Consider the following 22355-nt stretch of genomic DNA (forward strand, 5'->3'; position numbering starts at 1 on the left):
CTCGCGGCGGTTCCCCGGGCACACCCCGGGCACACCCCGGGCACACCCCAGGCACACCCCAGGCGCACCCCGCGCGGAGCCGTGCGCGGTCGGGAAGCGGCTCAGGAGGCCGGTTCGACCTCCAGGAAGCGGCGTCGCCGCGGTCCCCGGTAGAGCAGGGCCTCCCACCCCAGGCGCGTCAGTACGGCGGCGCACTCGGTCAGGGCCCGCTCCTCGTCCTGGGCGGCCCCGCCGCCGTGCGGGCCGAGCCACTCCACCCGTACGACGGCGGGTGCCTCACCCACCCTCGCGGTGGCGGGCGGATCCTCCGCCTGTACGCGATACCCCGTCGCGACCCGCTGTCCCGAGCCGTCGACCGCGGACGCCGGCAGACCGGCGGCCTCCAGCGCGAGCGCGACGGCGCGCACCGGCCGCCGCCGCTCCCACTGCGCGGGGACCGCCGCCGGATCACCGGCCCCGCTGTGTGTCAGCCGTCTGATCTGGAGCAACCCCTCGAACGCGACCCGGACTTCGGCCGCCCGCGCCTGGGGCGTCGTCCCGCACACCGGGCCGTCGCCCGTCGCGGCCTCGAAGCCACCGGGACGCTCCGTACCCTCTTCTCCGCCTGCCATCCCCGCTGCCGTCCCCTTCCGCCCTCTTCCCCGACCGCGCCCCTGCCGGCCCCGGCAGGTGTCCGGACCGACAGAAGACCCCGACCGGACGGGGGACGCCGGTCGGGGTCGTCAAAAGGGAGAGCGTGGATGGCGGTCGCCTCGCGGCGATAGGCTCCATGGGGCTTCAGCCGAACGATCTTCCCCATGGGCGATTCTTTTATGGGGCCCGGGGACTCAGTTCCATCCACACCCTCAATCGATGCAACGGCGGGCCCCCGCCGATTGTTCCCGGGGGCGGGCGATCGGGACGAAAGCACCCAGCTGGGGTTCGAGTAGAACCACAGCTCCTTCCACGGGTCGGCGTCGCCCGGCGCATCCACCGCCGGGCCACTATGCACTGCATGTATACGCACTATGTATAGTGCGGTTATGTCATTCGGCCATGCCCTGTCAGGGCCAGTGAACCCTGCTCCGCCCTGCCCACTGTCCGCGGCGGTGTCCGCCCACGTGCGTCGCGTGTTCGGCACGTTCGGCGTGTTCCGCATGGCGTAGCCGGCTCACCGGCCCCTCCGGGCCCGCGGCCGAACCGACTTCACCCGGCGCGCCGTTCCGCGCGCCGGCTCCCACCCGGGCCCGGTGCGGGCTCAGCGCTGCGCGACTGAGGCCCTCTCTCCGACCGGCCACTCAGTCATTGGAAGAGGGATTTGTCATGCCAAAAAACACTTCGGCACTCGGCCTGAGGGCAGCGGGCGCCCTGGCGGCGGTCGCCTCGGTCGGCCTGGTGCTGAGCGGCTGCTCCGGGTACGACGCCAACTCGCCCGCCGACGCCAGAGGCGACGCCAAGAACGGGCCGAAGACCGCGGCCGGTGCGGTCGACTGCGCGAAGGAGCGCTGTATAGCCCTCACCTTCGACGCGGGACCGTCCGAGCACACCCCCGGACTGCTCGACATCCTCAAGAGGGAGAAGGTCCCCGCGACCTTCTTCCTGCTCGGCAAGAACCACGTCGTCAAACACCCCGACCTCGTGCGCCGTATCGCGGCCGAGGGCCATGAGGTGGCCAACCACACCTGGTCGCACAAGATCCTGACGGACCGGGACCCCGACGCCGTACGCGAGGAGCTCGCCCGTACGCAGGACGCCATAGCGGAGATCACCGGCCGCAAGCCCACGCTGATGCGCCCGCCGCAGGGCCGTACCGACGACGAGGTCACGCGGGTGAGCCGGGAACTCGGCCTCGCGCAGATCATGTGGAGCGCCACCGCCAAGGACTACTCGACGACGGACTCCAAGCTCATCAAGAAGCGCATCCTCGACCAGGCGGACCGTGACGGCATCATCCTGCTGCACGACATCTACGACGGCACCGTGCCCGCCGTCCCCGGGATCATCGAGGAGCTGAAGAAGCGCGGCTACACGTTCGTCACCGTCCCCCAGCTGCTGGCGCCGGGGCACGCCGAGCCGGGGAAGGTCTACAAGCCCTGACCTCGCGGGGCGTCCGACGACCGGGTGGCCGCGCGCTCTCAGGGCTTCCGGCGCCTCAGGACGGGAACTCGCTCTCGGGAACCTCGCTGGTGGTGGCGTTGCCACCGACCGTCTTGGCCAGCGAGAAGGTCAGCACGGTGTACTGCGTGCCCCCGCTGACCTCCACGGTCCTGAAGTCCGCCGTGTCGTCGAACTTCTCGAAGGAGCAGTCCCGCGTGAAGGACTTCTTCGAGGAGTTCCAGTCCGAGCCCGAGGTGAAGTACACGGTGTACGAGCCGTCGCCGACGCGGCGCACCGTCGTGCTGGCGCCCTCGCGTATGTACACCGTGAACGTGGTCTTCTCGCCGCGGGTCAGGGAGACCACCGCGTCGGAGTCCGTGCCGTTCCTGATGGTCAGCCGGCCCAGCCCGCCCGCACGGGCGTCCTTCACGAAGGCGCCATTGCCGAGCCGGCGGTGCTGCGGCTTCTCGGTACGGGGCAGCTTCAGCCGTACGGGGTAGCCGAGGCCGGTGAGCGTGGTGCCGGCTTCCCTGACACGCCCGGGACCGTCGGCCGAGCCCAGCTCGACGCGCGGTGAGGTGGCGCAGCGTCCTTCGCCGGCCCCCGCGTCCGCCAGGCTCTGGCTCAGATCGCGCAGCGAAGCGGCGAGGCCGGCGTTGCCGGCCACGGCGTCATCGGGGGCGCCGGTCGTCTCCAGCCCGCCGGCGGCGGTGGCGGCCGCGGTGGAGGCCGTACCGAGCGCCTGCGTCAGCGCGCGGCCCTCACTCGCGCGGTCGACAGCGCGCAGGGCCTTGTCGAGCGGGCCGAGCGTGGTGTCCAGCGCGCCGCGGTACGCGGCGGGGTCGACGGTCGGCGTAGGACTCGGCGTGGGCGTGCCGACCGCCGCCGAGGAACCCGGACCGTCGCTGTCACCGTCACCCCCCGAGCCGCACGCGGTCAGCGGTAACGCCACTGCCAGGACCACACCCGCCGCCGTGGCCCGTCCCCAGATGCGCGTGCGTATGTCACTCACCCTGCTGCCCCGTTTCCCCCCGCTCGCCCCAGGGCGAGCACCGAATGTCCAGGCTTCTCCGGTGCCGGACGGCTGTCAAGACGCCGCCGTGCGGCCACTGGTTCCCGTCCTGCTGGCGGTGGCGGAGGACCGGCCGTACGGTGAAAAAAAGGCGACTGACTCGAAGTGACCTGTGCGAGTGACCTGTGCGGTCGGACGGGCGGTGTGATGACGAACGGCGGAGAGGGCGTGGGCGGGTTCATCTGCAGTCATCTCGCGGATGTGCGGTCGGTGACTCCGGACAGCGGGGACAGCTGCACCGAGTGTGTGGCCATGGGCGACACCTGGGTGCACCTGCGGGAGTGCCAGGGGTGCGGTCACATCGGGTGCTGCGACTCCTCCAAGAACAAGCACGCCACCGCGCATTACAAGGCGTCCGGGCACCCGCTCATCCGTTCGTACGAGCCGGGTGAGGGCTGGTGGTGGTGTTACGAGGACGAGGTCGTCTTCGAGGTCGAGGGCGTTCCGCCGGTACGGACCGCCTGACCGCACACCCTGCACCGCCCTGCGGCTCCCGCGTCTCGGCCCCGTACGTCGTCGCCGTTCACCGGGCTCCACCTGAGGCCGAGGCTGAAGGCGCGGGGGAGGGGAGTGCCGAGGAGGAGAGGACGGCGGCGACGAAGGCGGCGAGTCGCTGACTGATCAGGTCGGGGGTGTCGCCGTCGGCGGCGAGGTGTTCGACCAGATCGGCCCGGGTCGCGGCCAGCAGGGCGTGCGCGGTGAATCCGCTGTCGCCGTGGCCGTCCCCGGGGAGCCGTTCCAGCAGGTCACGGATGACCGTGTGCCACCAGTCGTAGTAGGTGGTCCGATAGGGACTGCCGTCGGCGGGGCTCTCCAGGGCGAGCGCCAGATAGCGGCTGTCGAGTTTGAAACGGAGCAGGGCGTCGAGAATCGCCGCCACACGCTCGCGGGGCGGCGTCGCCGGGCCGAGCGGCGGCGGGCCGTTCTCGACGGCGTCGCGCAGCTCGGCCGTGTGCAGGTCGGCGAGCGCTCTGATCAGTCCCGTGCGGTCGCCGAACCGGCGGAAGAGCGTGCCCTTGCCGACACCGGCCGCGGCCGCGATCTCGTCCATCGAGACGCTGCCGGGTGACTGGTGGCGGGCGAACAGCTTGTCGGCCGCGGCCAGTACCGCCTCCCGGTTGCGGACGGCGTCCGCGCGTTCCTTGCGTCCAGTCATGGCGTCCTCGCTATCGCGTTCTCCGGATCCCGTTCTCCGGCGCTTGTGAAACGGACTGCCAGTCCGTATTGTTTACCGGACCGACAGTCCGCATTCTAACGGAAGCAGGGACCACTCATGGGTTCACTCATGCGCGAGACCGACGAGACCGACCGCACGACACCCGCCGCGCTGTATCGCCACAGTCTGCGGCTGCTGGTGGAGAAGGACATGGACGGCTGGGTCGGACTCTGGGCCGAGGACGGGCTCTTCGAGTTCCCGTTCGCGCCGCCCGGCGCCCCCGCTCGTATCGAGGGCCGCGAGGCGGTCGCCGACTACATACGTGACTACCCCCAGCACATCGACATCCACGACATCCCGTACCTGGAGATCCATGAGACCCGGGACCCCGAGACCATCGTGGTGGAAATGCGCACCGAGGGCCTGATCGTGGCCACCGGGGAGCCTTTCGACTTCTCGTACATCGCGGTGGTCACCGTGCGGCACGGCCGGATCACCCGCTACCGCGACTACTGGAACCCCCAGAAGATGCCCGCCTCCATGAAGCCCACGGCCCCCGCCACCAACCCGGCCTCCTCGACCGACTGACCACGCCCGACAGCGTCCGAACACACAGCGTCCGAACACTCCGGGAGACACCACATGACAGCTGGAACGGCCGACGACATGGCACCACGAGGGACAACACCCGGACCGACGACAGCCGACGACACCGTCCTGGTCACAGGCGCCGGCGGCAATACGGGCCGGCTCGTCGTCGCGGGGCTGACCGCGCTCGGCGTGTCCGTCCGGGCGGCGAGCCGCCGGGGGACCGCCGCGCCCGCCGGGGCCGGGCCGGAACTCTTCACCTCGGCACACTTCGACTGGCACGATCCCCGGACCCACACGGACGCCCTGGACGGCGTGGACCGGATCTATCTCGTACCGCCCATCGGCGCCGTCGAACCCGCCGACGTGATGGTGCCGTTCCTGCGGCGGGCGCGGGAGAGCGGGGTGCGCCGGGCGGTACTGCTGAGTTCGTCCGCGATCCCCGAGGGCGGCCCCGGGGCCGGACAGGTGCACGGTGCCCTGGCGGAGATCTTCCCCGAGTGGGCCGTACTGCAGCCGTCGTGGTTCATGCAGAACTTCATCGGCGGCCATCAGCACGGCGAGAGCATCCGCGCCCGTGACACCATCCTGACCGCGACGGACAAGGGCCGGGTCGGCTTCGTCGACGCGGCGGACATCGCCGCCGTCGCGGTGCGCGCCCTCATCGACGAGCCCGCGCACAACACGGCGCATGTCATCACCGGCCCGGAGGCGCTGAGTTACGACGACATCGCGGCCACGGTCGCGCGGGTGACCGGCCGGCCCGTACGGCACGACTCCGTGTCGTACGAGCAGCAGCGCGACCGCTTCGCCGCCGACATGCCCGCGGAGTTCGCCACACTGCTCGCGGACCTCGACCGGGCGATCGCCTCCGGCGTCGAGGACCGTACGACCCGCACGGTGGAAACGGTCACGGGCCGACCGCCCCGCTCCTTCGCGGACTTCGCCGAGGCCCACGCCTCTTCCTTCGTGGGCGACCGGGCCGACCGGGCCGACCGGGCTCAGCGTGACGTCGGTCCGGGCATCAGCCCGACGTCACGGTGAACAACGCGCCGTCGGGATCGCGCAGCGTCGCCTCGGAGGAGGTCCGCGACGGGTCCGGAGGTGAGAGCAGCGCGCCTCCGCCGTTGAGCGCCGCCGCCACCGAACCGGACACCTCCGGCACCCGGAAGTACACATGCCAGCGCGGGCGGATCCGCGGATCGGGCGTGGCCTGGACGGCGCCGCCGCGGATCTTGGCGACCACATGCTCGTCCTGCCGCAGTACCGCGTGGTCGTGTTCACGGACGAGGGTGAAACCGCCCTCGGTCTCCGGCGCCCAGCCGAGGACCTGGCTGTAGAACCTGGCCGCGTCGTCGGTGTCGCGGGTACGCAGCTCCAGCCAGGCCGGCGCGCTGCCGCGCCCCACGGTCCAGTCGGAGCGCACCGCGCCCTCCCAGATGCCGAACGCCGCGCCGTCGGGGTCCGTTGCCAGCGCGGCCCGGCCCGAGTGGAAGGCCAGCGGACCCACCGCGACCGTCGCCCCGCGCTCCCTGATCCGGGCCGCGGCCACGTCGACATCGGCCACCGCGAAGTACGGCGTCCAGGAGACGGCGACCTGGAGCGAGGCCGCCAGCGCGCCGATGCCCGCGACCGGCATTCCGTCGGACAGGGCGACACAGAAGTCGTCCCCCAGCCCCGCCGGCCGGTAGGTCCAGCCCAGCACATCGCCGTAAAAGGCCTGAGCGGCGGGCAGTTCACGGGAGAGCAGCGTCACCCAGCAGGGAGCTCCGGCCACCGTCTGTGAGGCAATCTTGTCCGGCTCCACGTCGCTCACTCCACCCTCGCCCCGACTCTTGTCACTCTCTGCTGCCACTACCTACTGCCCCCGTTCGGTGCCCCTACTCTGCCAGGCCCGGCACCACTTCCCCGCCGCGGGAGGCAGTTCCGGGGGTCCGCCGGCCCGCGGACCCCCGGAGCGACTCAGCGCAGAGCGGCGGCCGGAGCGGCGTCCGTCTTGGCTCGGGTGGGCTGCCAGAGCGTGGTGACCGGCTCCCAGACCGGGATGCCCGCGGGCGAGCCAAGGGAGGCGGCGTCGAACCGTGTGCCGTCATGCGAGGGGTCGCCCGCGACGGTCAGATACGCGACCGTACGGGAGTCCTCGGCGGCCGGGTCGATGGTGCGCACCGAGGCGTACGCGCTGCCTCCGGCGGTGAGCCTGTACGGCGCGCTCTCCACCGGCGGTACGGGCTGGGCCGTTCCGTCCAGGTCCCCGAAAGTGATGGTCGGGATACGGTCCACGACGCAGGCGCGGCCACTCTTGTTGGTGACGCTGATACGGACCTGGTTGACCACGCCGGACGCGGTCGCGGCCACCTCGACCGCGCCTTCGCGGCAGGTGGCGAGGGCCGCGGGCGCGAAGACCTCGGCGGGCGCGGGAACGGCGGCCGAGGCGCCGGTGGCGAGCAGGAGCACGGTGAGGGCGGCAGCCGCCGGGGCGACAAGGGCAGGACGGATACGCATGGGTGGTTTCCCCGTTTCGGTCGATCGGTGGTGAGCGGCGCAGCGCCGGACGGTGGACCGTCCGGTGTCGGTCGTGCTGTACCGCTTGCCTGGGATGACACGCGAACCGCCCTGGTGGTTGTGCGGTCCGGCGAGATTCGATCACAGGATCGCCCTGACTGGCGGCGCGTCAGCCGCCGTCCCGGGGAACGGTGTCCAGTACCTCCGCCGATCACCGTCGTTCGGGCCCCCGCGTTCGTCACGCTCAGGGTATGAGCCTCCCGAAGGGGCGTTCACACCGCGCTCGCACCCGCTCCCGCACCCGCTCCCGTTCCTGGACCTGTGCCGGCGTGCGCCGGTGTGTGCTCCCGGCCGCCGGGGTGCCGGTGACGCCAGAACCAGAACACGGCGGTGGACACCGACGCCCAGCCCGCCAGGACGGCGAAGGGGAACACATGCTGGGCGTTGCCGAAGTACACAGCGGTGTGGGTGGCGTTGACCGAGGCGCCCGGTGGCAGCCACCGTCCGATGTGTCCCAGCAGGGAGGGCAGCAGCGGCCAGGAGACGGCCCCGCCGGAGGAGGGATTGCCCAGCAGCACCATCAGCGCCCAGGTCGGAAGCATCGCCCACCGGCCCATAAGGGTGTTGAACATGGTGAAGACCATCCCGGACGTGAACATGGTGAACGCCAGGATCAGCCAGGACTCCACGAACGGAAGATCGAGCGCGCCGATCCCCCAGTCGACCACCGAGGCGATCGCGAAGGCGCCGAGCAGGGAGTACGCCACGATGAAGGCGATCCGTTCCCCGGGGTTGAGCTCGTTCGCGTTGACGCTCAGCTGAATCGCCCCGACGAAGCCGACGATCACGGCGGCGAGGGAGATGTAGAAGAGCGCCAGCCCGCGTGGATCGCCCTTCTGCAGCGGTTTGATGTCGCTGATCCGTACGGGGAGTCCGACGGCCCTGGCCACGGGCAGGGCCGTCTCCGTGAGCAGTTGCGCCACGGAGGCCCCCGCCGCGCCGACCACCGCGAAATCGGCGCGGTCCGTACGGAACGTCAGAATCGCGAAGACCTGCTGCTCCTCCACCCCGTGCCGCGCCGCTGTGCCGCTCGGATAGCGACGGAGTTCGAGCGAGCCGTTGAGGGCCTTGTCCATGCCGTTCACGAACGCGGTGGCGTGTGCCGTTCCGGTGGGCCCCACCGCGCCGACGGGGATCCGGTGGGGCGTCGGATTCGCCATGTTGTACGTGTAGGAACCCGCGAAGAGCCCAGCGGCCGCGGCGATGATGAAGGTCAGGACGATCGCGGGGAGGAAGGGCGAGGCGGTGAAGGCGGACCACCGCTCGCCCATGGTCCGATGTCTGCCGTGCGCGCCGCCGGAGTGGGGGTGACCTTCATGATCCGCGTCCATGAAGGCACCGTAAACCACGCATATCGGAATAACCGCCCATGCCCTCCACCCTCGTCCGGCAGTCCAGGGGCGCGATTCAGCGCAGCAGAAGTTGCAGACCGCCGAGGGCGGTCGCCCCGATCACCAGCCGCTCGAAGAGCCGTTGGTCGATACGGTCCACGCACGCCTTGCCGATGAGGGCGCCCGGGAGGACGAAGAGCACGAGAGCGGCGTCCAGCAGCAGGGAGCGGCCGTCGACCAGGCCGAGTCCCACGCTGAAGGGCAGCTTGGAGGTATTGACGATCAGGAAGAACCACGCGGAGGTGCCGAGGAATCCGAGCTTCCGGAAGCCCGCGGAGAGCAGATAGAGCGACATGACGGGGCCGCCCGCGTTGGCGACCATGGTGGTGAATCCGCCGAGCACGCCGTACGAACGCGCCCTGAGGCGACCGGTGGTACCGGTGGACGATGCCGACGGTGCCTCTGGGCCGCCCTTCCCGGCGACCACTTCCGCCTGGTCCGTCCCCTCGCCGTCGGCCTGTTTCCCCTGTGTCTCTTCCGGCTTCTCCTTCGCGCTGTCCGCGCCGACGCGGCGGCGCCAGATCGTGACGCCCGCCATCATCAGGAGAATCGCGCCGATGGAGGTGCGGACAGCGGCGTCATCGGCCCAGAGCAGGAAGACGGTGCCCGCCACCACCCCCGCGGCGACCGCGGGAAACAGCCGCCACAGCGTCGGCCAGTGGGCATGCCGCCGATAGGTGAGCACGGCCAGCACATCACCGACGATCAGTATCGGCAGCAGTACGCCCGTCGACGTACGCGCCGGCAGCACGGCCGCGAATACGGCCAGACTGACCGTATTCGCGCCGCTCACCGCGGTCTTCGAGAAACCGACGAGCGCCGCCGCCGCGGCGAGCGCGGCAAATCCCCACCAAGATATGTCCATTTCGGCAACCGATGGTATGCCCCGGCGCGGGACCGCCACAGGGCAGGCGGCGCTCGAAGCGGGGCTCAGCCGGGTGCCGGCCGGGTCACCGGAGCGTTCAGCCGGCCGCCGCGCGCCAGCGCGAACACCGCTCCGGCGCAGGTCAGGCCCGTACAGGTCAGCACTGCCCAGGGCAGCCAGCGCGCATCATGGCGCTGTGCCGTATCCCACAGCACGCCCGTGCCCAGATTGCCGAGCGTGATGCCCAGCCCGGAGACGGTGTTGTAGAGGCCGTAGTGGGTGGCGACCAGCCGGCCGCCCGACAGCGCGACCACCGTGTCCATCTCGAACGGATAGACCACCGCGCTCCCGACGGCCAGTGCGACGACCGTCGCCACCAGCGCGGCGAGCGTCCACGGCCGCGCCGTATATCCCTCACCGGCGAGGACCAGAGCCGGCGGGACGAACGCCAGCCCCATGACGGTCAGCCCCCGCGTCAGCGCTCCCGGCGGACTCCAGCGCCGCGTGGCCCAGCGCGTCAGCCGGGTCTGCCCCACCACCGCCACGGCGGCCGAGACCACGAAGAGGCCGCCCGTGGCCTTCTCGGCGGCCGGCCCCAGCGCGTCGGCGGCGGCCAGCGGCAGCGCCAGATAGACCTGGAAGGTCAGTACGTACGAGCCGATCATCGCCAGCGAGAACAGCAGGAACGGCCGGTTGGCCAGCACCGTGCGCCACTGCGCGGACACCCCCTCGGGCCGCTCGCCCGCGCTCTCCCCGCCGCCCCGGGCGGGCAGCGCGCGCCACTGGAGCACGGTCAGCGCGGCGAAGATCACCGCCGCGACCACGCACACCAGCCGGAAGTCGGCGGCGAGCAGAACGAGACCCACCGGCGGCCCCAGCAACATCCCGGCCTGGTAGTAGACATTGAAGACCGCGAAGGCCTCGACCCGCCGCTCGCCCGCCTCGGCCGCCAGATACGCGCGTACCGCCGGGTTGAACAGCGCGCCCGCGAATCCGGTCGCCGCCGAGGCCACGATCAGCGCGGGCAGTTGGTCGACCCCTCCCAGCAGCGCGAAGCCGCCCGTGCGCAGCAGACAGCCGGCCATGATCGGCGCCTTGTAGCCGAAGCGGTCGGCGAGGGCGCCGCCGATCAGGAACATCCCCTGTTGCGAGAGCGTGCGTACGCCGAGGACCAGACCGACCGCCCAGGTGGCCAGCCCGAGCCCACCGGCCAGATGCGCCGCGAGATACGGCATGAGCATGTAGAAGGCGAGATTGATGGCGAACTGGTTCGCCATCAGCAGGCGTGCCGCGGGCGGAAAGGACCGGGTCGTGGCCCACAGGCCCGTCGTCCTGGCGTGTGCGCCGGGGGCGGTCATGGAGCCCTTCACCGGGCCACCCCCGCCAGGCCGCCGCCCGCTTCCGGGCCGGTCGTGGTGAGCGGGTCCACCACCGTGGTGCAGCGCGTCCACCGGGTGACGGTGCGTTCGGCGGGATGCGTGATCTCCCGCGGATGGTCGGTGGGCCGGTGGTCCAGCAGCCCGTGCTCACGGCAGTACGTGTCGTCGAAGACGGTCCCGACGTAACGCTGCGGCCCGTCCGGGAAGACCGCCACGATCCGCTCCCCGGGCGGCCGTACGGCGGCCAGCCAGCGCGCGACCAGGGCGACGGCCCCGACACTCCAGCCGCCCGTCGCGTACCGCGCCCGTGCCAGTGAACGCGCGGCCCAGACCGCTTCCGGGGCGGCCACCCAGTGCACCTCGTCGAAGAGTCCGTACGCCACATTGCGCGGATGGATGCTGCTGCCCAGACCGCGCATCAGCCGGGGCGCCGCGGGCTGGCCGAAGATGGTCGAGCCGGTGGTGTCGACGGCCACCACCCGCAGGGCGGGGAAGTGGTGGCGCAGCACAGTGGCGATCCCGGCGGAGTGCCCGCCCGTACCCACGCTCGCCACCAGGGTGTCGATCCGGCCCAGTTGGGACACCAACTCCTGGGCGAGCGGACGGTACGCGGCCACATTGTCCGGGTTGTGGTACTGATCCGGGCACCAGGAATCCGGATACACGGCGAGCAGCTCCGTCACCCGGCGCCGGCGGGCCTCCTGCCAACCGCCCACCGGATGCGGCGTCCGTACCAGCTCGATGTCCGCGCCGTACGCCCTCAGCAGCCCGGTCATCAGCGGTTCCATCCCCGGATCGGTGACGACGGTGACGGGATGGCCGAAGGTCACGCCGGCCAGCGCCAGCCCCAGGCCCAGCGTGCCGGAGGTGGATTCCACGATCCGTGCCCCGGGCAGCAGTTCGCCGCGTTCCCGGGCGCGCGCCACCATGTAGAGGGCAGTTCGGTCCTTGATTCCGCCGGGGTTGTGTCCCTCCAGCTTGGCCCAGAAGCCACGGCCGGGAGCCGTGAACGGGGCGCCGATCCACAGCGTCGGGGTGTCGCCGACCAGCGCCGCCGGGCTGTGGGCCGGCTGAGGGGCGGGGGAAATGTCGAAGTGGTCCATCGCGCAGAGCTCCAGTGGCCGGCCGCGCGTGGGCGCGCCCCGGCCGTGGTGAGGGGTGTGAGGGGTCGGAGAGCCCGGGGAGCCACCGGCGGTACGGGCGGGCGGTGCCGCTCGCCCGTACCGTCAGAGGCCCGGGGCCGTCGTCAGTTCCGCCACACACCCAGCGCCGCGCGCCGCCGCTGTTCCGCGCCCCGACCACCGCGGGCGTCCCCGCGCTCCGCATGGGCACGTGCGCTCATCGGGTTCCGCACGGCGGTGTCCGCCGCGTTCGGTCCGTCCACCGCGAGGGGTGCGGTGGAGGCGTCAGGGCGCTGCGGCAGGAGGCCCGGTTCATCCGTGTCGGTGCAGGAAGCCGCCCCATGGCTGGCCCGGCCGGCGCAGCCGGCCACCGGCGTGGCCGGGTGACCGGGAGCGGAGTACTGCGGCGCGACTGCCGCCGTGGGCGCCGCCGCGCTCCGGAGAGACGCGGCGGAGACCGGACCGTGCGCGCAGCCCAGCACATGCAGGAGCGCGGCCAGCACGGTGAGCAGGACGACGCAGGGTCTCGACCCGCGCCCGCTCTTCCCGTTCCTCACCGCACCGTTCATGTAGCGCAGCGTATGCGATCGCTCGCCCTACGTCGCAACCGGAGGGTGTTCGCCTCGGTCCCCTCGAACAGGGGGCCGCAAGCCGCGAGCGCGCGAAAACCCGGAGGACATCCGCCGCCGTCATCCGTAACGTCCTCGGTGGCGTGGCGCGCGACGACCGCGTCGGCTTCCACGAGTTGACGGATGTGACAGGCGTGACGGATGTGACGGGGATGACAGGTACGGGTATGGAGAACGCGACGCACGCTGTCGGCCGACCGATCCTCGATCTGCTGTCCCGGTACCGGACACGGGATCCGCGCGAGGCCGCCGACGTGGCCCGCGTTCGCGCGCTCGCGGAGGGCGCGGGTGATCCCTGGCTGCGTTCGATTCCGCTGCATGTGACGGCGTCCGCGCTGATCGTGCACCCCGCGAGCGGACGGGTGCTGATGCGCTGGCACGCGCGACAGCGCTCATGGCTCCAGGTCGGGGGCCACGGCGATCCGGGCGAGAGGGATCCCCGCGAAGTCGTGTTGCGGGAAGGCCATGAGGAGACCGGGCTCGGGGACCTGGTCCCGTATCCGGACGCGTCGCTCGCTCAGCTCGTACAGGTGGTGATCGTGCCGGTCGCGGCGGGCGGCGGTGAACCCGCGCACGAACACGCGGACCTCCGGTTCGTCCTGGCCACGGCCGACCCCGACGCGGCACGTCCGGAGAATCCCGACGCCCCGTTGCGCTGGATGACCCCGGCCGAGGCGCGCGAGGCCACCTCCGAGGAGAACGTCCGTGAAGCGCTGCGCCGGATGGAGGAGTTGCTGACCGTCGCCGCGGAGCGCGGCTGACCGGCGCAACGGCGCGGGCCGGGCGTCCTCAGACCGCGGCGTCGTCCGGTACCGGCGCCAGCGCGAACACACAGGCGACACCCGCCACCAGGACGGCCGCGAGCCCCACCACACCCGCCAGAGTCGTCTGAAGCAGCAATCGCGCCGGCCGCCGCCCCGCCCAGCATGGCCAGCAGCGAGCCGATCTTGCGGTGTGGTTTCGTACCCGTGCCCGCCCCGAGCACACTCTCCGCCGTGAGCCCGGTGAGCGTCTGGGTGAGGACGGTCGTCGTCAGATCCCGGGGGGCGAGCAGGCGCACCGTCGCGTTCTGCAGGCCGCAGCAACCGCCGAGCAGTGCGATGATGACCAGTCCCATCCGGCCCTCGGTGCCCAGCACCCCCGTACCGATCAGCAGGGCCGTCAGCGTGAGTCCGGCGGCCTGGCAGGCGAAGGCGCAGACGAGCCAGAACCGTGGCCGGCCGCCGAGGAACTTGCTGAGCTGCCCGCCGAGAAACGACCCCAGGACGAAAGCCGCCATGGCCACGATCGGTGCCACCACCGGCAGCTGGTACGCCGTCGCGACGGAGAAACCGAGGAAGACGACGTTGCCGGTCATATTGGCGACGAAGACATGTCCCAGCCGCAGATAGCTCACCGCATCCACGAGACCGGTCGCGAAGGTCATGGTCAGCAGGGCCCCTACGGCCCAACGTCGCGCCAGGGGAAGTTTTTCGGGCACGGGGGCACCTGCTTTCCTTCGCGCTTTCCCTCACCGGACACTCAACGGACACGGCTTCCGCGGACGGCTTCCGCGGACGGCATTCGTGGACGGCTTCCGCGCACGGCTTCCTGTACGGACCAACGGATCGAAACCCTAGCCCCGGCGTACCGGCCGCCCTGGCCGCACGACGCGGACCGGCGCCGCCGGCGCATGAGGTAAGAAGTAAGGGAACGGGCATGGCCGCCACGCCCGACCGCAGAGAAGGAGACGCCGTGCTCACGCCGCCCGGAAGCCCCGATGTTCCCCGTGACCGGGCCATACGTCCCGTACCTCCGGTGCTGAGGAACTGGGCGGGCAACATCACCTTCAACGCGGCGCGCGTCCACACGCCGTCCTCGGTGGAGCGGTTGCGGGAGATCGTCGCCGGGAGCGGCGCGGTGCGCGCTCTGGGCAGCGGCCACTCGTTCAACACCATCGCGGACACCCACGGCGATCTGGTCTCGGTGGCCGGGCTGCCCCGGATCGTGGAGATCGACGAGGCGGCCGCCACCGTCACGGTCAGCGCGGGTCTGCGGTTCGCCGAGTTCACCGGAGCCCTCCATCGGGCGGGCCTGGCCCTGCACAACCTCGGCTCGCTCCCGCACATCTCCGTCGCGGGAGCCTGCGCCACCGGAACGCACGGATCCGGGGCCGGCAACGGGACACTGGCCTCGGCGGTACGCGCGCTCGAACTCGTCACGGCGGACGGCGAACTGCTCGTCCTCGACCGGGACGACGCGGACTTCGCGGGGGCGGTGGTCGCCCTGGGCGCGGCCGGTATCGTCACCCGTATGACGCTGGACCTCGTACCCACGTACGACATCCGGCAGTGGGTGTACGAGGGACTCCCGTACGAGCACCTGCGCGAGCGGTTCGACGAGGTGCTCTCCGCCGCGTACAGCGTGAGCCTCTTCACCAGCTGGCGTACGGAGCGGATCGAGCTGATGTGGCTCAAGCAGCGCGTCGGCGACGGCGATCCGGATCCGGCGCCGGACCGCCGGTTCGGTGCCGTACGCGCCGACGGCCCCCGGCACCCGGTGCCCGGCATGGACCCGTGGACCTGTACGGAGCAGTCCGGCGTCCCCGGGCCGTGGCACGAACGACTGCCGCACTTCCGGCCCGAGTTCACTCCGAGCAGCGGCGACGAGCTCCAGAGCGAGTACTTCGTGGCACGGGAGGACGGACGGGCGGCCTTCGACGCGCTGGCCCGGATCCGGGAGCGCATCGCGCCGGTCCTCCAGATCGGTGAGATCCGGACGGTCGCGGCCGACGAACTATGGCTCAGTCCCGCCTATGGACGGGACACCGTGGCCTTCCACTTCACCTGGCACCCGGACACCGCGGCCGTCACGCCCGTGCTGGACGCGATCGAGGAAGCGCTGGCGCCGTTCGAGGTCAGACCGCACTGGGGGAAGCTGTTCACGATGGGCCCGGAGCGGGTCGGGGCGCTGTACGAGCGGTACGCCGACTTCGAGGCGCTGACGGCGAAGCTGGACCCGCGGGGCGTCTTCCGTAACGACCTGCTGGAACGGTACTTCCCGGGCGGGCGCGGATAGCGGCGGACGGCGGTCCCCGGCCGATCCGCACCACGTAAACATGGCGGGATTTACCCCGGAAGATCCTCCTATCCCGCCCTCGGGGATCACCGTTTTACGGCACGCTACTTACGTGAGCGCGAATCCCGGCGAGGCGGCGGACGATGAGGCGGCGGGCGACGAGTCCGCGGCCGACGAGTCCGCAGGCGAGTTGTTCGATGACGCGGCGGCCCGGCGGCTGCTGGAGCTGGGCGAGCGTGAGGAGGCGCTGCGGCGTAAGTTCCCGGTGAGCGGTCCGGACTGGGAACGGACGTCGGTCTCGCACTACACGGCGTATTCGGCGATGCTCCACGAGGACGGGGGCTGGCGGCAGCTCTTTCCGGCCGTTCCCGCCGAGGCGGAGGCCAGGACGGATCTCCGCGATGTGCTGCGGGTACGGGCCCTGGACGCGGGCGAGCTGGGGCCGCGCTTCACCCGGGCCGCCGAGGCGGTCGTACGCGGCGAGGACCAGGTGATCATCGGCGGTGATGTCTACCGCGTGGTGCGGATCGAGCAGACCATCATCATGACCGGCCATGGTCCGCAGCCGCCGCAGCCGCGGGACCAGGAGTTTCCCGAAGTGCTCGATGAACGTCCCGGTCCCCGGGGGCCGGGACGGGTACTGGACGACTGACCGGACCGAGCGGGCCCGCACGGCCCACGGGAGTACCGGACTCACCTCCGGCGTGCCACGACCAGGGCGCACCGGGGGCTGCCGTCGGGGCGCCGGCCGAGATCCGTCAGCGGGAGGAGTTCCGTGGTGAACCCCGTCCGGGCCAGTTCGTCCAGTACGTCGGGCAGCCTGAACGTGCGGTAGTACATGACGAACCGCGGATGCCAGAGCAGATTGCGCAGACGCATCGCCGTATCGAAGCCCCAGAGGGCCCAGTAGAGCGGGGAGCCGACGCGGGGCGGGGCCGGAACGGGAAAGACGAACAGGCCGCCCGGCCGCAGCACCGCGTGCGCCTGCGCGAACAGCACGGGCCGCTCGGCGGGCAAAAAATGACCGAACGCCCCGAAGCTGACGGCCAGATCGAAGACCGGCGCGAAGGGCAGGGCGCGCGCGTCGGCCCGTACCCAGTCCACGGCCGCCGAGGTGAATTCGGGGGAGGCGGCGTGGGACGCGGAGGACGCGGAGCGAGAAGGAGAGGCAGCGGCAGAAGCAGAGGCGGAAGCGGCGGCGAGCATGCCCGCGCTGAAGTCGACACCGGTCACGCGCTCGTCGCACAACCGCCGCAGCACCCCCACTCCGGCCCCGGTCCCACAGCAGATGTCGAGTCCCGTGGCGAACGGTCCGAGCGGCCGGACCGTGCGGACCGCCGCGTCCAGCAGATGAGCGGGCGTACGGAACGGCGTGTGGTCGAACTTGGGCGCCAGCAGGTCGTAGCCGTGCTCGATGGACGAGAACGCCTGCACGGCGAGTTCGCGAAGGGTCGGGCCCTGGGGTGTGAACATCAGGGCCCAGGGTAACGACAGGGCCCCACGCCTCGCCCCACGCGTCCTCAGAAGGTGCCGGACAGCGACTCCCGAGCCACCCCGATGCGTCGGACGGCGTCCCTGAGCCGGTCCGGGGGCTGGGTGAAGGGCAGGCGCAGCCAGCGCTCCAGCTGGTCCTGTACGCCGAAGTGGGCGCCCGGCGCGAGGAGCACGCCGTGCTGTTCCGCGGCGGCGACCAGACGCGAGCCGATCGGGGACGGCAGCCGGCACCAGAGGCTGACGCCGCCGTCCGGCAGCCGGAAGGTCCAGTCGGGGCACTCGGCGCGCAGCGCGGCGGCGAGGGTGTCGCGCCGCTCGCGCAGCTCACGGCGGCGCGTCCGCGCGTGGGGCGCCGCCGGATCGGCGAGGAGTTCGGACAGCCACAGCTGCTCGAAGAGCGGAGAGCCGAGGTCCAGCGAGACACGGCGCTCGCCGAGCCTCTCGACGAGTTCCCTAGGGGCCCTGATCCAGCCAATACGCAGGCCGCCCCAGTGCGACTTGGCGGGCGAGCCCACGGTGATCGTCCAGCGTGGCGCGAAGGCCGCCAGGGGCGGTGGTGCTTCTCCGTCCGTCCGGTCCGTGGAATGGCTGAGGTCGAGATCCACCGCTGATTCGTCCACGACGGTGTAGGTACGGGTGGCACGCAGTACGGCGCCCAGCCGCTCGCGGCCGGCCGCGTCCAGCCTGCGGCCGGTCGGATTGTGGAAGTCCACCATCAGATACGCCAGCCGGGGCGCGGTCTGCCGCACGGTCGCCTCGATACCGTCGATGTCCCAGGCGGGTGCGGCGAACGGGTCGACCGGCACCGGTACCGGCTGGGCCCGCGCGGCGGCTACGGCGGCGAACGCGTGCGGATAGCCGGGCTGTTCGACCAGAACCCGGTCACCCGGCCCCGCCAGCAGATGGAGCGCCAGCACAAATCCGTGGTGCGCACCGTTGGTGATCATGATCTCGGACGGCGCGGTGGGCAGCCCCCGCGCCGTGTACCGGGCGGCGAGCCGCTCGCGCAGCGACGGGATGCCCAGGTCGTCGTAGGTCTCGTCATGGAGCGCGTCCCGCATCGAGCGCCGCGCCGCCTCGAACGCGGGCAGCAGGCCCGGGACCGCGGCCGGGGACGCGCGGGCGAGATTGATCAGGCCCGAGCCGCCCGGCAGCCCGCTCGTATCGCCCCGTACACCGGGCGGAGCGGCGGTCCAGGATCCCGCGCCCTGGCGGGAGGCGATCAGACCACGGTCGCGGAGCCGGTCGAGGGCCGCGCCGATCATGGTTCGGCTGACGCCGAGGGCGGCGGCCAGCTCGCGTTCCGGAGGCAGGCGGATGCCCGGAGGCAGCCGGCCGTCGTGGACGAGGGCCGCGAGGGCGTCGGCCAGATCCTTCCCGCCGCTGCGGGGCCCGCCCGCACGCCAGCTCCCGAGGGTGTCGGCCAGCCGGGCGGCGGAGATACGGCCGGTCACGCGGCTGGGGAAGGGCGGAGTGGCACTCATGGCCCCACTGTATGCGGATTGGTCATGGAGGAAACTTCTCTCTGGAGGACCACTGTGGTGGAAAGAGAGCGAATTGGTCCTTCAGTCCGTGCCACGGTGCCGGTACGCGCGCGGCGGCACGGACATGAATGCCGTACCTGCTCAGAGATGGAGGTTGCGATGCAGCCGCCGCAGCGCGAGGGCCAGTTGCAGCCGCAGCCGTCCCCGCGGATCGTGCACCGGCCAGCCGAGCCAGTGCTCCGCCTGCGCCAGCCGGTCCTGGAGCGTGGAGTGATGCATGTTCAGCTCCGCGGCGGCGGCGCGCAGGCTCGTGGCGTAGGCGACCGTATGGAGTGTGCCGCCCGCCCAGGGGGCCGCGGTGATGGCGCGGTCCAGCGCCCGTACATCGGGAATCGGTTCCGTGTCCGGGCCGACGGAGGCCGCCAGCAGGGCGAGACCGCCCAGCTCGTCCGCGTACACCACCCTCGGCCCGGGATCCTGGTCGGTGCCCTCAGCGGTGAACCGCAGCGCGGTCCGGGCGGCCGCCGTGGACGCCGGCAGTTCGAGCACGGGCACCGCGGGACCGACGCCCACACGCCGGCCGCCGGGCAGCGGCGGCCGGGCTTCCGGGGCGTGCGCCGCCTCGATCACCGGTACATCCCCCGTGGGCGCCACCACCCGGGCCAGTGCCACGTTCCGCAGCCCGAGCAGGCCAGCCGCCCGCCACCGCGCCTGCTCCGGGGCTGACGCGTCGAGCAGCACCTCCACCGAGGCGGGATCGGTGACCGGGCCCGCCAGCGGCGCCCGGCCACGGGTCCGGTCGAGGACCCCCCGGGCGGCGGCCGCGGTCCGTTCCAGCACCATCGCGTGGACCCCGTTGGGCGGTCCCGCGCTCTCCAGCCAGAGCGCCGGGGCCCCGCCCGGCACCAGCGGGGCGGACATCCACGACGACAGCGCGTGTCCGGTGCGGTCCTGACGCACCCCGTCGGCGTCGACCCGGATACGTACGCCACGCTCGGCGTCCACCAGCCGGGCCGGGCAGCCCGACAGCACGGCGGCACCGCGCACCAGCGACTCCAGGCCGGCGCGGCCCTCGACCAGCCGGTCGAAGTACGCGATCACATGGAGGGCCGCGCCCGCGTCGGGGTCCAGCGCCGCAAGCTTGCCCGCGAGCTCCTTCACACCCACATCCTGCTTCTCCGAGCGGCCGGTGCCAACCATTCCGTTGCCTTTCCGGAGAATCCCGGCCCGTTCGCCCGTCCGCCGGCTTGTCCGGTCGCCTGTCCGGTCGCGGGTCCGGCCGCCGGTGCGCTCGTCAGCCGGCTGCCAGCAGTCTGCGCAACCACGTCAGCTGAGCGTTCCGCGCGTCCTGGGAGATCACCGCCTGCGGCACCAGGATCTCGAACCCGTGGAAGCCGCCCGGCCACACATGCAGTTCGGCTTGGCCACCGGCCTGCCACAGCCGGCCGGCGTATGTGACGTCCTCGTCCCGGAAGGTCTCCGCGGAACCGACGTCGATGAACGCGGGGGGCAGCCCCGACAGATCCTCGGCACGGGCGGGCGCGGCGTACGGGGAGACATCGGGGCCGCCGCGCCGGTCCCCGAGAAGCGCGGTCCATCCCGTGTGGTTCGCCGCCCTGTCCCACACCCCGAGGCCGGCCATCTGGAGACTGGAGGGCGTGTCGTTGCGGTCGTCGAGCATCGGGCACATCAGCATCTGCCCCGCCAGTGCGGGTCCGCCCCGGTCGCGTGCCAGCAGTGCGACGGCGGCGGCCAGGCCACCGCCCGCGCTGCCGCCGGCGACGATGATCCGGCCGGGGTCGATGCCGAGTTCGTCGGCGTGCTCCGCGGTCCAGACGAGTCCCGCGTAGACGTCCTCCACCGGCGCCGGGTGCGGGTGTTCGGGGGCCAGCCGGTACTCCACCGAGACGATCACCAGGTCGAGTTCCCGTGCCCAGTCGAGGAGGGGCACGACGCCGGACCTGTTGTCGCCGAGGATCATCCCGCCACCGTGGACGTGGTAGAGCGCGGGCAGCGAGGTGCCGGCCCCGGCCGGCCGGCCGATCAGCAGGGAGATGTCCGGCTCGCCCGGCGGGCCCGGCACCGTACGTTCCTCGATCTCGAACGCGCCGTCCTGCCGCAGGTCCTCGTCCGAGGGCCGGACCATGGTCTCGCTCCCGCGTATGGCGGGGATGTCATCGAGGTTCAGGGTGTCCATATGCTCACCGATGACACCGAGCGCCGCGGCGAGTTCCGGATCGAACGGCGGTGGCGGCGAACCGGCCCGGTCGGCCCGTATACCGGAGGACGGAGTGGCGTTCATGGGTACCTCCCTGCGTCGCGGTCACGTCCCTGTGACCGCCTGCCGCCATCCTGCCTCCGGGCCCGAGCCCGTCGGGAGTGCCAAACGGCGGAGATCGCCCGCCGGACGGCGGGTGCCGCACGGGCTGCGGGGCTGTGTGGGCCGTGCGGGGTGGGCGGCACGCGTCGGCCGGGGTGCCGGGGGCGCCCCAGGCCGATCCCGGCCACGCGGCCCCGCTCACCGGCGGAATTCATGCGATCGCAACGCCGTGATCTCGACAGATCCCCCCGCGCGGTGCCACTCTCCCGCCATGCACCTCACCGCCCGAAGCCTTCTCCCCGCGCTTCCCGCCCTCCTCGTCATCGCCGCCGCCACGGCCTGCGCCCCGCAGGACACCTCGACCGAAGCCGACGCGTCGTCCTCCGCGTCCGCCTGCGCCCCGGGCGCACTGGCCACGCGGGCGAAGGGGAAGCTGACGGTGGGCACGGACAAGCCGGCCTACGCGCCCTGGTTCCAGGACGACGATCCGGCGAGCGGCAAGGGCTTCGAGTCGGCGGTGACCTACGCCGTGGCCAAGGCCCTCGGGTACGAGAAGAACCAAGTCGTCTGGCAGACCGTGCCGTTCAACAACTCGTTCGCACCCGGCGAGAAGAACTTCGACTTCGACATCAACCAGATCTCCATGAGTGACGAGCGCAAGAAGGCCGTCGACTTCTCCTCGGGCTACTACGACGTACGGCAGGCCGTCATCGCCCTGAAGGACTCCCCGTACGCCAAGGCGACGACCGCCTCCGACCTCAAGGGCGCCAAGCTCGGCGCGCAGGTCGGCACCACGAGCCTCGACACGATCAACCAGGTCATCAAGCCGACGCGGCAGCCCGCCGTCTTCCAGAAGAACGACTTCGCCAAGTCGGCGCTGCGCAACGGCCAGGTCGACGCGATCGTCGTCGATCTGCCCACGGCCTTCTACATCACCTCGGCGGAAGTGCCGGACGCGAAGGTGGTCGGCCAGTTCGCGGACTCGGCAGGCGTCGCGGAGCGGTTCGGACTCGTCCTCGACAAGGGCAGCGCGCTCACGTCCTGCGTCACTCGGGCCGTCGACGGACTGCGGGCGGACGGCACGCTCGCCGCGCTGGAGAAGCAGTGGCTCTCCGACGCCGTGGACGCCCCGGTGCTCAAGTGACCTCCTCGAACACCGTC

22 protein-coding genes and 1 pseudogene are annotated in these 22355 nt (G+C 71.8%); 8 read left to right on the top strand and 15 right to left on the bottom strand.

Annotated features, from left to right (window positions below; translation table 11 throughout):
• Positions 1–101: 101 nt before the first annotated feature.
• Positions 102–611 (bottom strand): hypothetical protein, encoded by a 510-nt coding sequence (locus ACIRQP_RS19680; RefSeq protein ID WP_403891457.1) that lies wholly within the window; start codon positions 609–611, stop codon positions 102–104.
• Between the two features lie 691 nt (positions 612–1302).
• Between ACIRQP_RS19680 and ACIRQP_RS19685 the strand changes: the two genes are divergently transcribed.
• Positions 1303–2076, top strand: a complete 774-nt coding sequence (locus ACIRQP_RS19685) for a polysaccharide deacetylase family protein (protein WP_403891460.1) — start codon at positions 1303–1305, stop codon at positions 2074–2076.
• 55 nt (positions 2077–2131) lie between these two features.
• Here ACIRQP_RS19685 and ACIRQP_RS19690 read toward each other — a convergent pair whose 3' ends face one another.
• Complete coding sequence (locus tag ACIRQP_RS19690) at positions 2132–3088, bottom strand: hypothetical protein (protein WP_403891463.1); 957 nt, start codon at positions 3086–3088, stop codon at positions 2132–2134.
• Positions 3089–3295: 207 nt separating this feature from the next.
• On the opposite strand from ACIRQP_RS19690, the gene ACIRQP_RS19695 reads away from it, so the two are divergent.
• A complete protein-coding gene (locus tag ACIRQP_RS19695) occupies positions 3296–3613 on the top strand; it encodes a UBP-type zinc finger domain-containing protein (RefSeq protein ID WP_403891466.1) in 318 nt (105 codons plus the stop codon).
• 58 nt (positions 3614–3671) lie between these two features.
• Here the strand turns inward: ACIRQP_RS19695 and ACIRQP_RS19700 are convergent, their stop codons facing one another.
• Positions 3672–4304, bottom strand: a complete 633-nt coding sequence (locus ACIRQP_RS19700; protein ID WP_403891469.1) for a TetR/AcrR family transcriptional regulator — start codon at positions 4302–4304, stop codon at positions 3672–3674.
• 117 nt (positions 4305–4421) lie between these two features.
• Between ACIRQP_RS19700 and ACIRQP_RS19705 the strand changes: the two genes are divergently transcribed.
• Both ACIRQP_RS19705 and ACIRQP_RS19710 read left to right on the top strand, forming a co-directional pair.
• On the top strand, positions 4422–4892 hold the full coding sequence (locus ACIRQP_RS19705) for a nuclear transport factor 2 family protein (protein ID WP_403891471.1): 471 nt from the start codon (positions 4422–4424) through the stop codon (positions 4890–4892).
• A gap of 54 nt (positions 4893–4946) precedes the next feature.
• Positions 4947–5936, top strand: a complete 990-nt coding sequence (locus tag ACIRQP_RS19710) for an NAD(P)H-binding protein (protein WP_403891474.1) — start codon at positions 4947–4949, stop codon at positions 5934–5936.
• Here ACIRQP_RS19710 and ACIRQP_RS19715 read toward each other — a convergent pair.
• The 7 genes from ACIRQP_RS19715 to ACIRQP_RS19745 all read right to left on the bottom strand — a co-directional run bounded on the left by ACIRQP_RS19715 (position 5917) and on the right by ACIRQP_RS19745 (position 12779).
• The gene (locus tag ACIRQP_RS19715) at positions 5917–6699 is read right to left on the bottom strand and encodes a VOC family protein (protein WP_403891615.1); all 783 of its coding nucleotides are present in this window, start codon (positions 6697–6699) and stop codon (positions 5917–5919) included. The genes ACIRQP_RS19710 and ACIRQP_RS19715 overlap by 20 nt on opposite strands.
• 155 nt (positions 6700–6854) lie before the next feature.
• The gene (locus ACIRQP_RS19720; protein WP_403891477.1) at positions 6855–7394 is read right to left on the bottom strand and encodes a DUF4232 domain-containing protein; all 540 of its coding nucleotides are present in this window, start codon (positions 7392–7394) and stop codon (positions 6855–6857) included.
• A gap of 272 nt (positions 7395–7666) precedes the next feature.
• Entirely contained in the window at positions 7667–8785 is a 1119-nt protein-coding gene (locus tag ACIRQP_RS19725; RefSeq protein ID WP_403891480.1) for an ABC transporter permease, read from the bottom strand.
• Positions 8786–8861: 76 nt separating this feature from the next.
• The gene (locus ACIRQP_RS19730) at positions 8862–9710 is read right to left on the bottom strand and encodes a sulfite exporter TauE/SafE family protein (protein WP_403891483.1); all 849 of its coding nucleotides are present in this window, start codon (positions 9708–9710) and stop codon (positions 8862–8864) included.
• A 65-nt stretch (positions 9711–9775) separates the two neighbouring features.
• A complete protein-coding gene (locus tag ACIRQP_RS19735; RefSeq protein WP_403891485.1) occupies positions 9776–11068 on the bottom strand; it encodes an MFS transporter in 1293 nt (430 codons plus the stop codon).
• 8 nt (positions 11069–11076) lie between these two features.
• Positions 11077–12192, bottom strand: coding sequence for a PLP-dependent cysteine synthase family protein (locus ACIRQP_RS19740; RefSeq protein ID WP_403891488.1), 1116 nt, complete (start codon positions 12190–12192; stop codon positions 11077–11079).
• A gap of 143 nt (positions 12193–12335) precedes the next feature.
• Positions 12336–12779 (bottom strand): hypothetical protein, encoded by a 444-nt coding sequence (locus ACIRQP_RS19745; RefSeq protein WP_403891491.1) that lies wholly within the window; start codon positions 12777–12779, stop codon positions 12336–12338.
• A 143-nt stretch (positions 12780–12922) separates the two neighbouring features.
• Here ACIRQP_RS19745 and ACIRQP_RS19750 point away from each other — a divergent pair, with 143 nt between their 5' ends.
• A complete protein-coding gene (locus ACIRQP_RS19750) occupies positions 12923–13600 on the top strand; it encodes an NUDIX hydrolase (RefSeq protein ID WP_403891493.1) in 678 nt (225 codons plus the stop codon).
• A gap of 188 nt (positions 13601–13788) precedes the next feature.
• Here the strand turns inward: ACIRQP_RS19750 and ACIRQP_RS19755 are convergent.
• Positions 13789–14265 (bottom strand): annotated as a pseudogene (locus tag ACIRQP_RS19755) (YoaK family protein); the annotation flags it as partial.
• A 272-nt stretch (positions 14266–14537) separates the two neighbouring features.
• Here ACIRQP_RS19755 and ACIRQP_RS19760 point away from each other — a divergent pair.
• Together ACIRQP_RS19760 and ACIRQP_RS19765 are read left to right on the top strand one after the other, a co-directional pair.
• Positions 14538–15896: an FAD-binding protein gene (locus tag ACIRQP_RS19760; protein ID WP_403891496.1), complete on the top strand. Its 1359-nt coding sequence runs from the start codon at positions 14538–14540 to the stop codon at positions 15894–15896.
• Positions 15897–16008: 112 nt separating this feature from the next.
• Positions 16009–16548 carry a DUF5954 family protein gene (locus tag ACIRQP_RS19765; RefSeq protein WP_403891499.1) on the top strand — a complete coding sequence of 180 codons (540 nt, stop codon included), beginning with the start codon at positions 16009–16011 and terminating at the stop codon, positions 16546–16548.
• Positions 16549–16589: 41 nt separating this feature from the next.
• On the opposite strand, the gene ACIRQP_RS19770 is transcribed toward ACIRQP_RS19765, so the two are convergent.
• From ACIRQP_RS19770 to ACIRQP_RS19785, 4 genes are all read right to left on the bottom strand, one after another.
• Complete coding sequence (locus ACIRQP_RS19770; protein ID WP_403891502.1) at positions 16590–17369, bottom strand: class I SAM-dependent methyltransferase; 780 nt, start codon at positions 17367–17369, stop codon at positions 16590–16592.
• Positions 17370–17416: 47 nt separating this feature from the next.
• Positions 17417–18874: a PLP-dependent aminotransferase family protein gene (locus ACIRQP_RS19775; RefSeq protein WP_403891505.1), complete on the bottom strand. Its 1458-nt coding sequence runs from the start codon at positions 18872–18874 to the stop codon at positions 17417–17419.
• 141 nt (positions 18875–19015) lie between these two features.
• The gene (locus ACIRQP_RS19780) at positions 19016–20035 is read right to left on the bottom strand and encodes a helix-turn-helix domain-containing protein (RefSeq protein ID WP_403891508.1); all 1020 of its coding nucleotides are present in this window, start codon (positions 20033–20035) and stop codon (positions 19016–19018) included.
• 133 nt (positions 20036–20168) lie between these two features.
• Positions 20169–21176, bottom strand: a complete 1008-nt coding sequence (locus ACIRQP_RS19785) for an alpha/beta hydrolase (protein WP_403891511.1) — start codon at positions 21174–21176, stop codon at positions 20169–20171.
• 289 nt (positions 21177–21465) lie between these two features.
• On the opposite strand from ACIRQP_RS19785, the gene ACIRQP_RS19790 reads away from it, so the two are divergent.
• Entirely contained in the window at positions 21466–22338 is an 873-nt protein-coding gene (locus ACIRQP_RS19790; protein WP_403891514.1) for an ABC transporter substrate-binding protein, read from the top strand.
• Positions 22339–22355 lie beyond the last annotated feature (17 nt).

The sequence above is a fragment of the Streptomyces sp. NPDC102274 genome (genome assembly GCF_044766385.1).
Classification (GTDB): domain Bacteria; phylum Actinomycetota; class Actinomycetes; order Streptomycetales; family Streptomycetaceae; genus Streptomyces.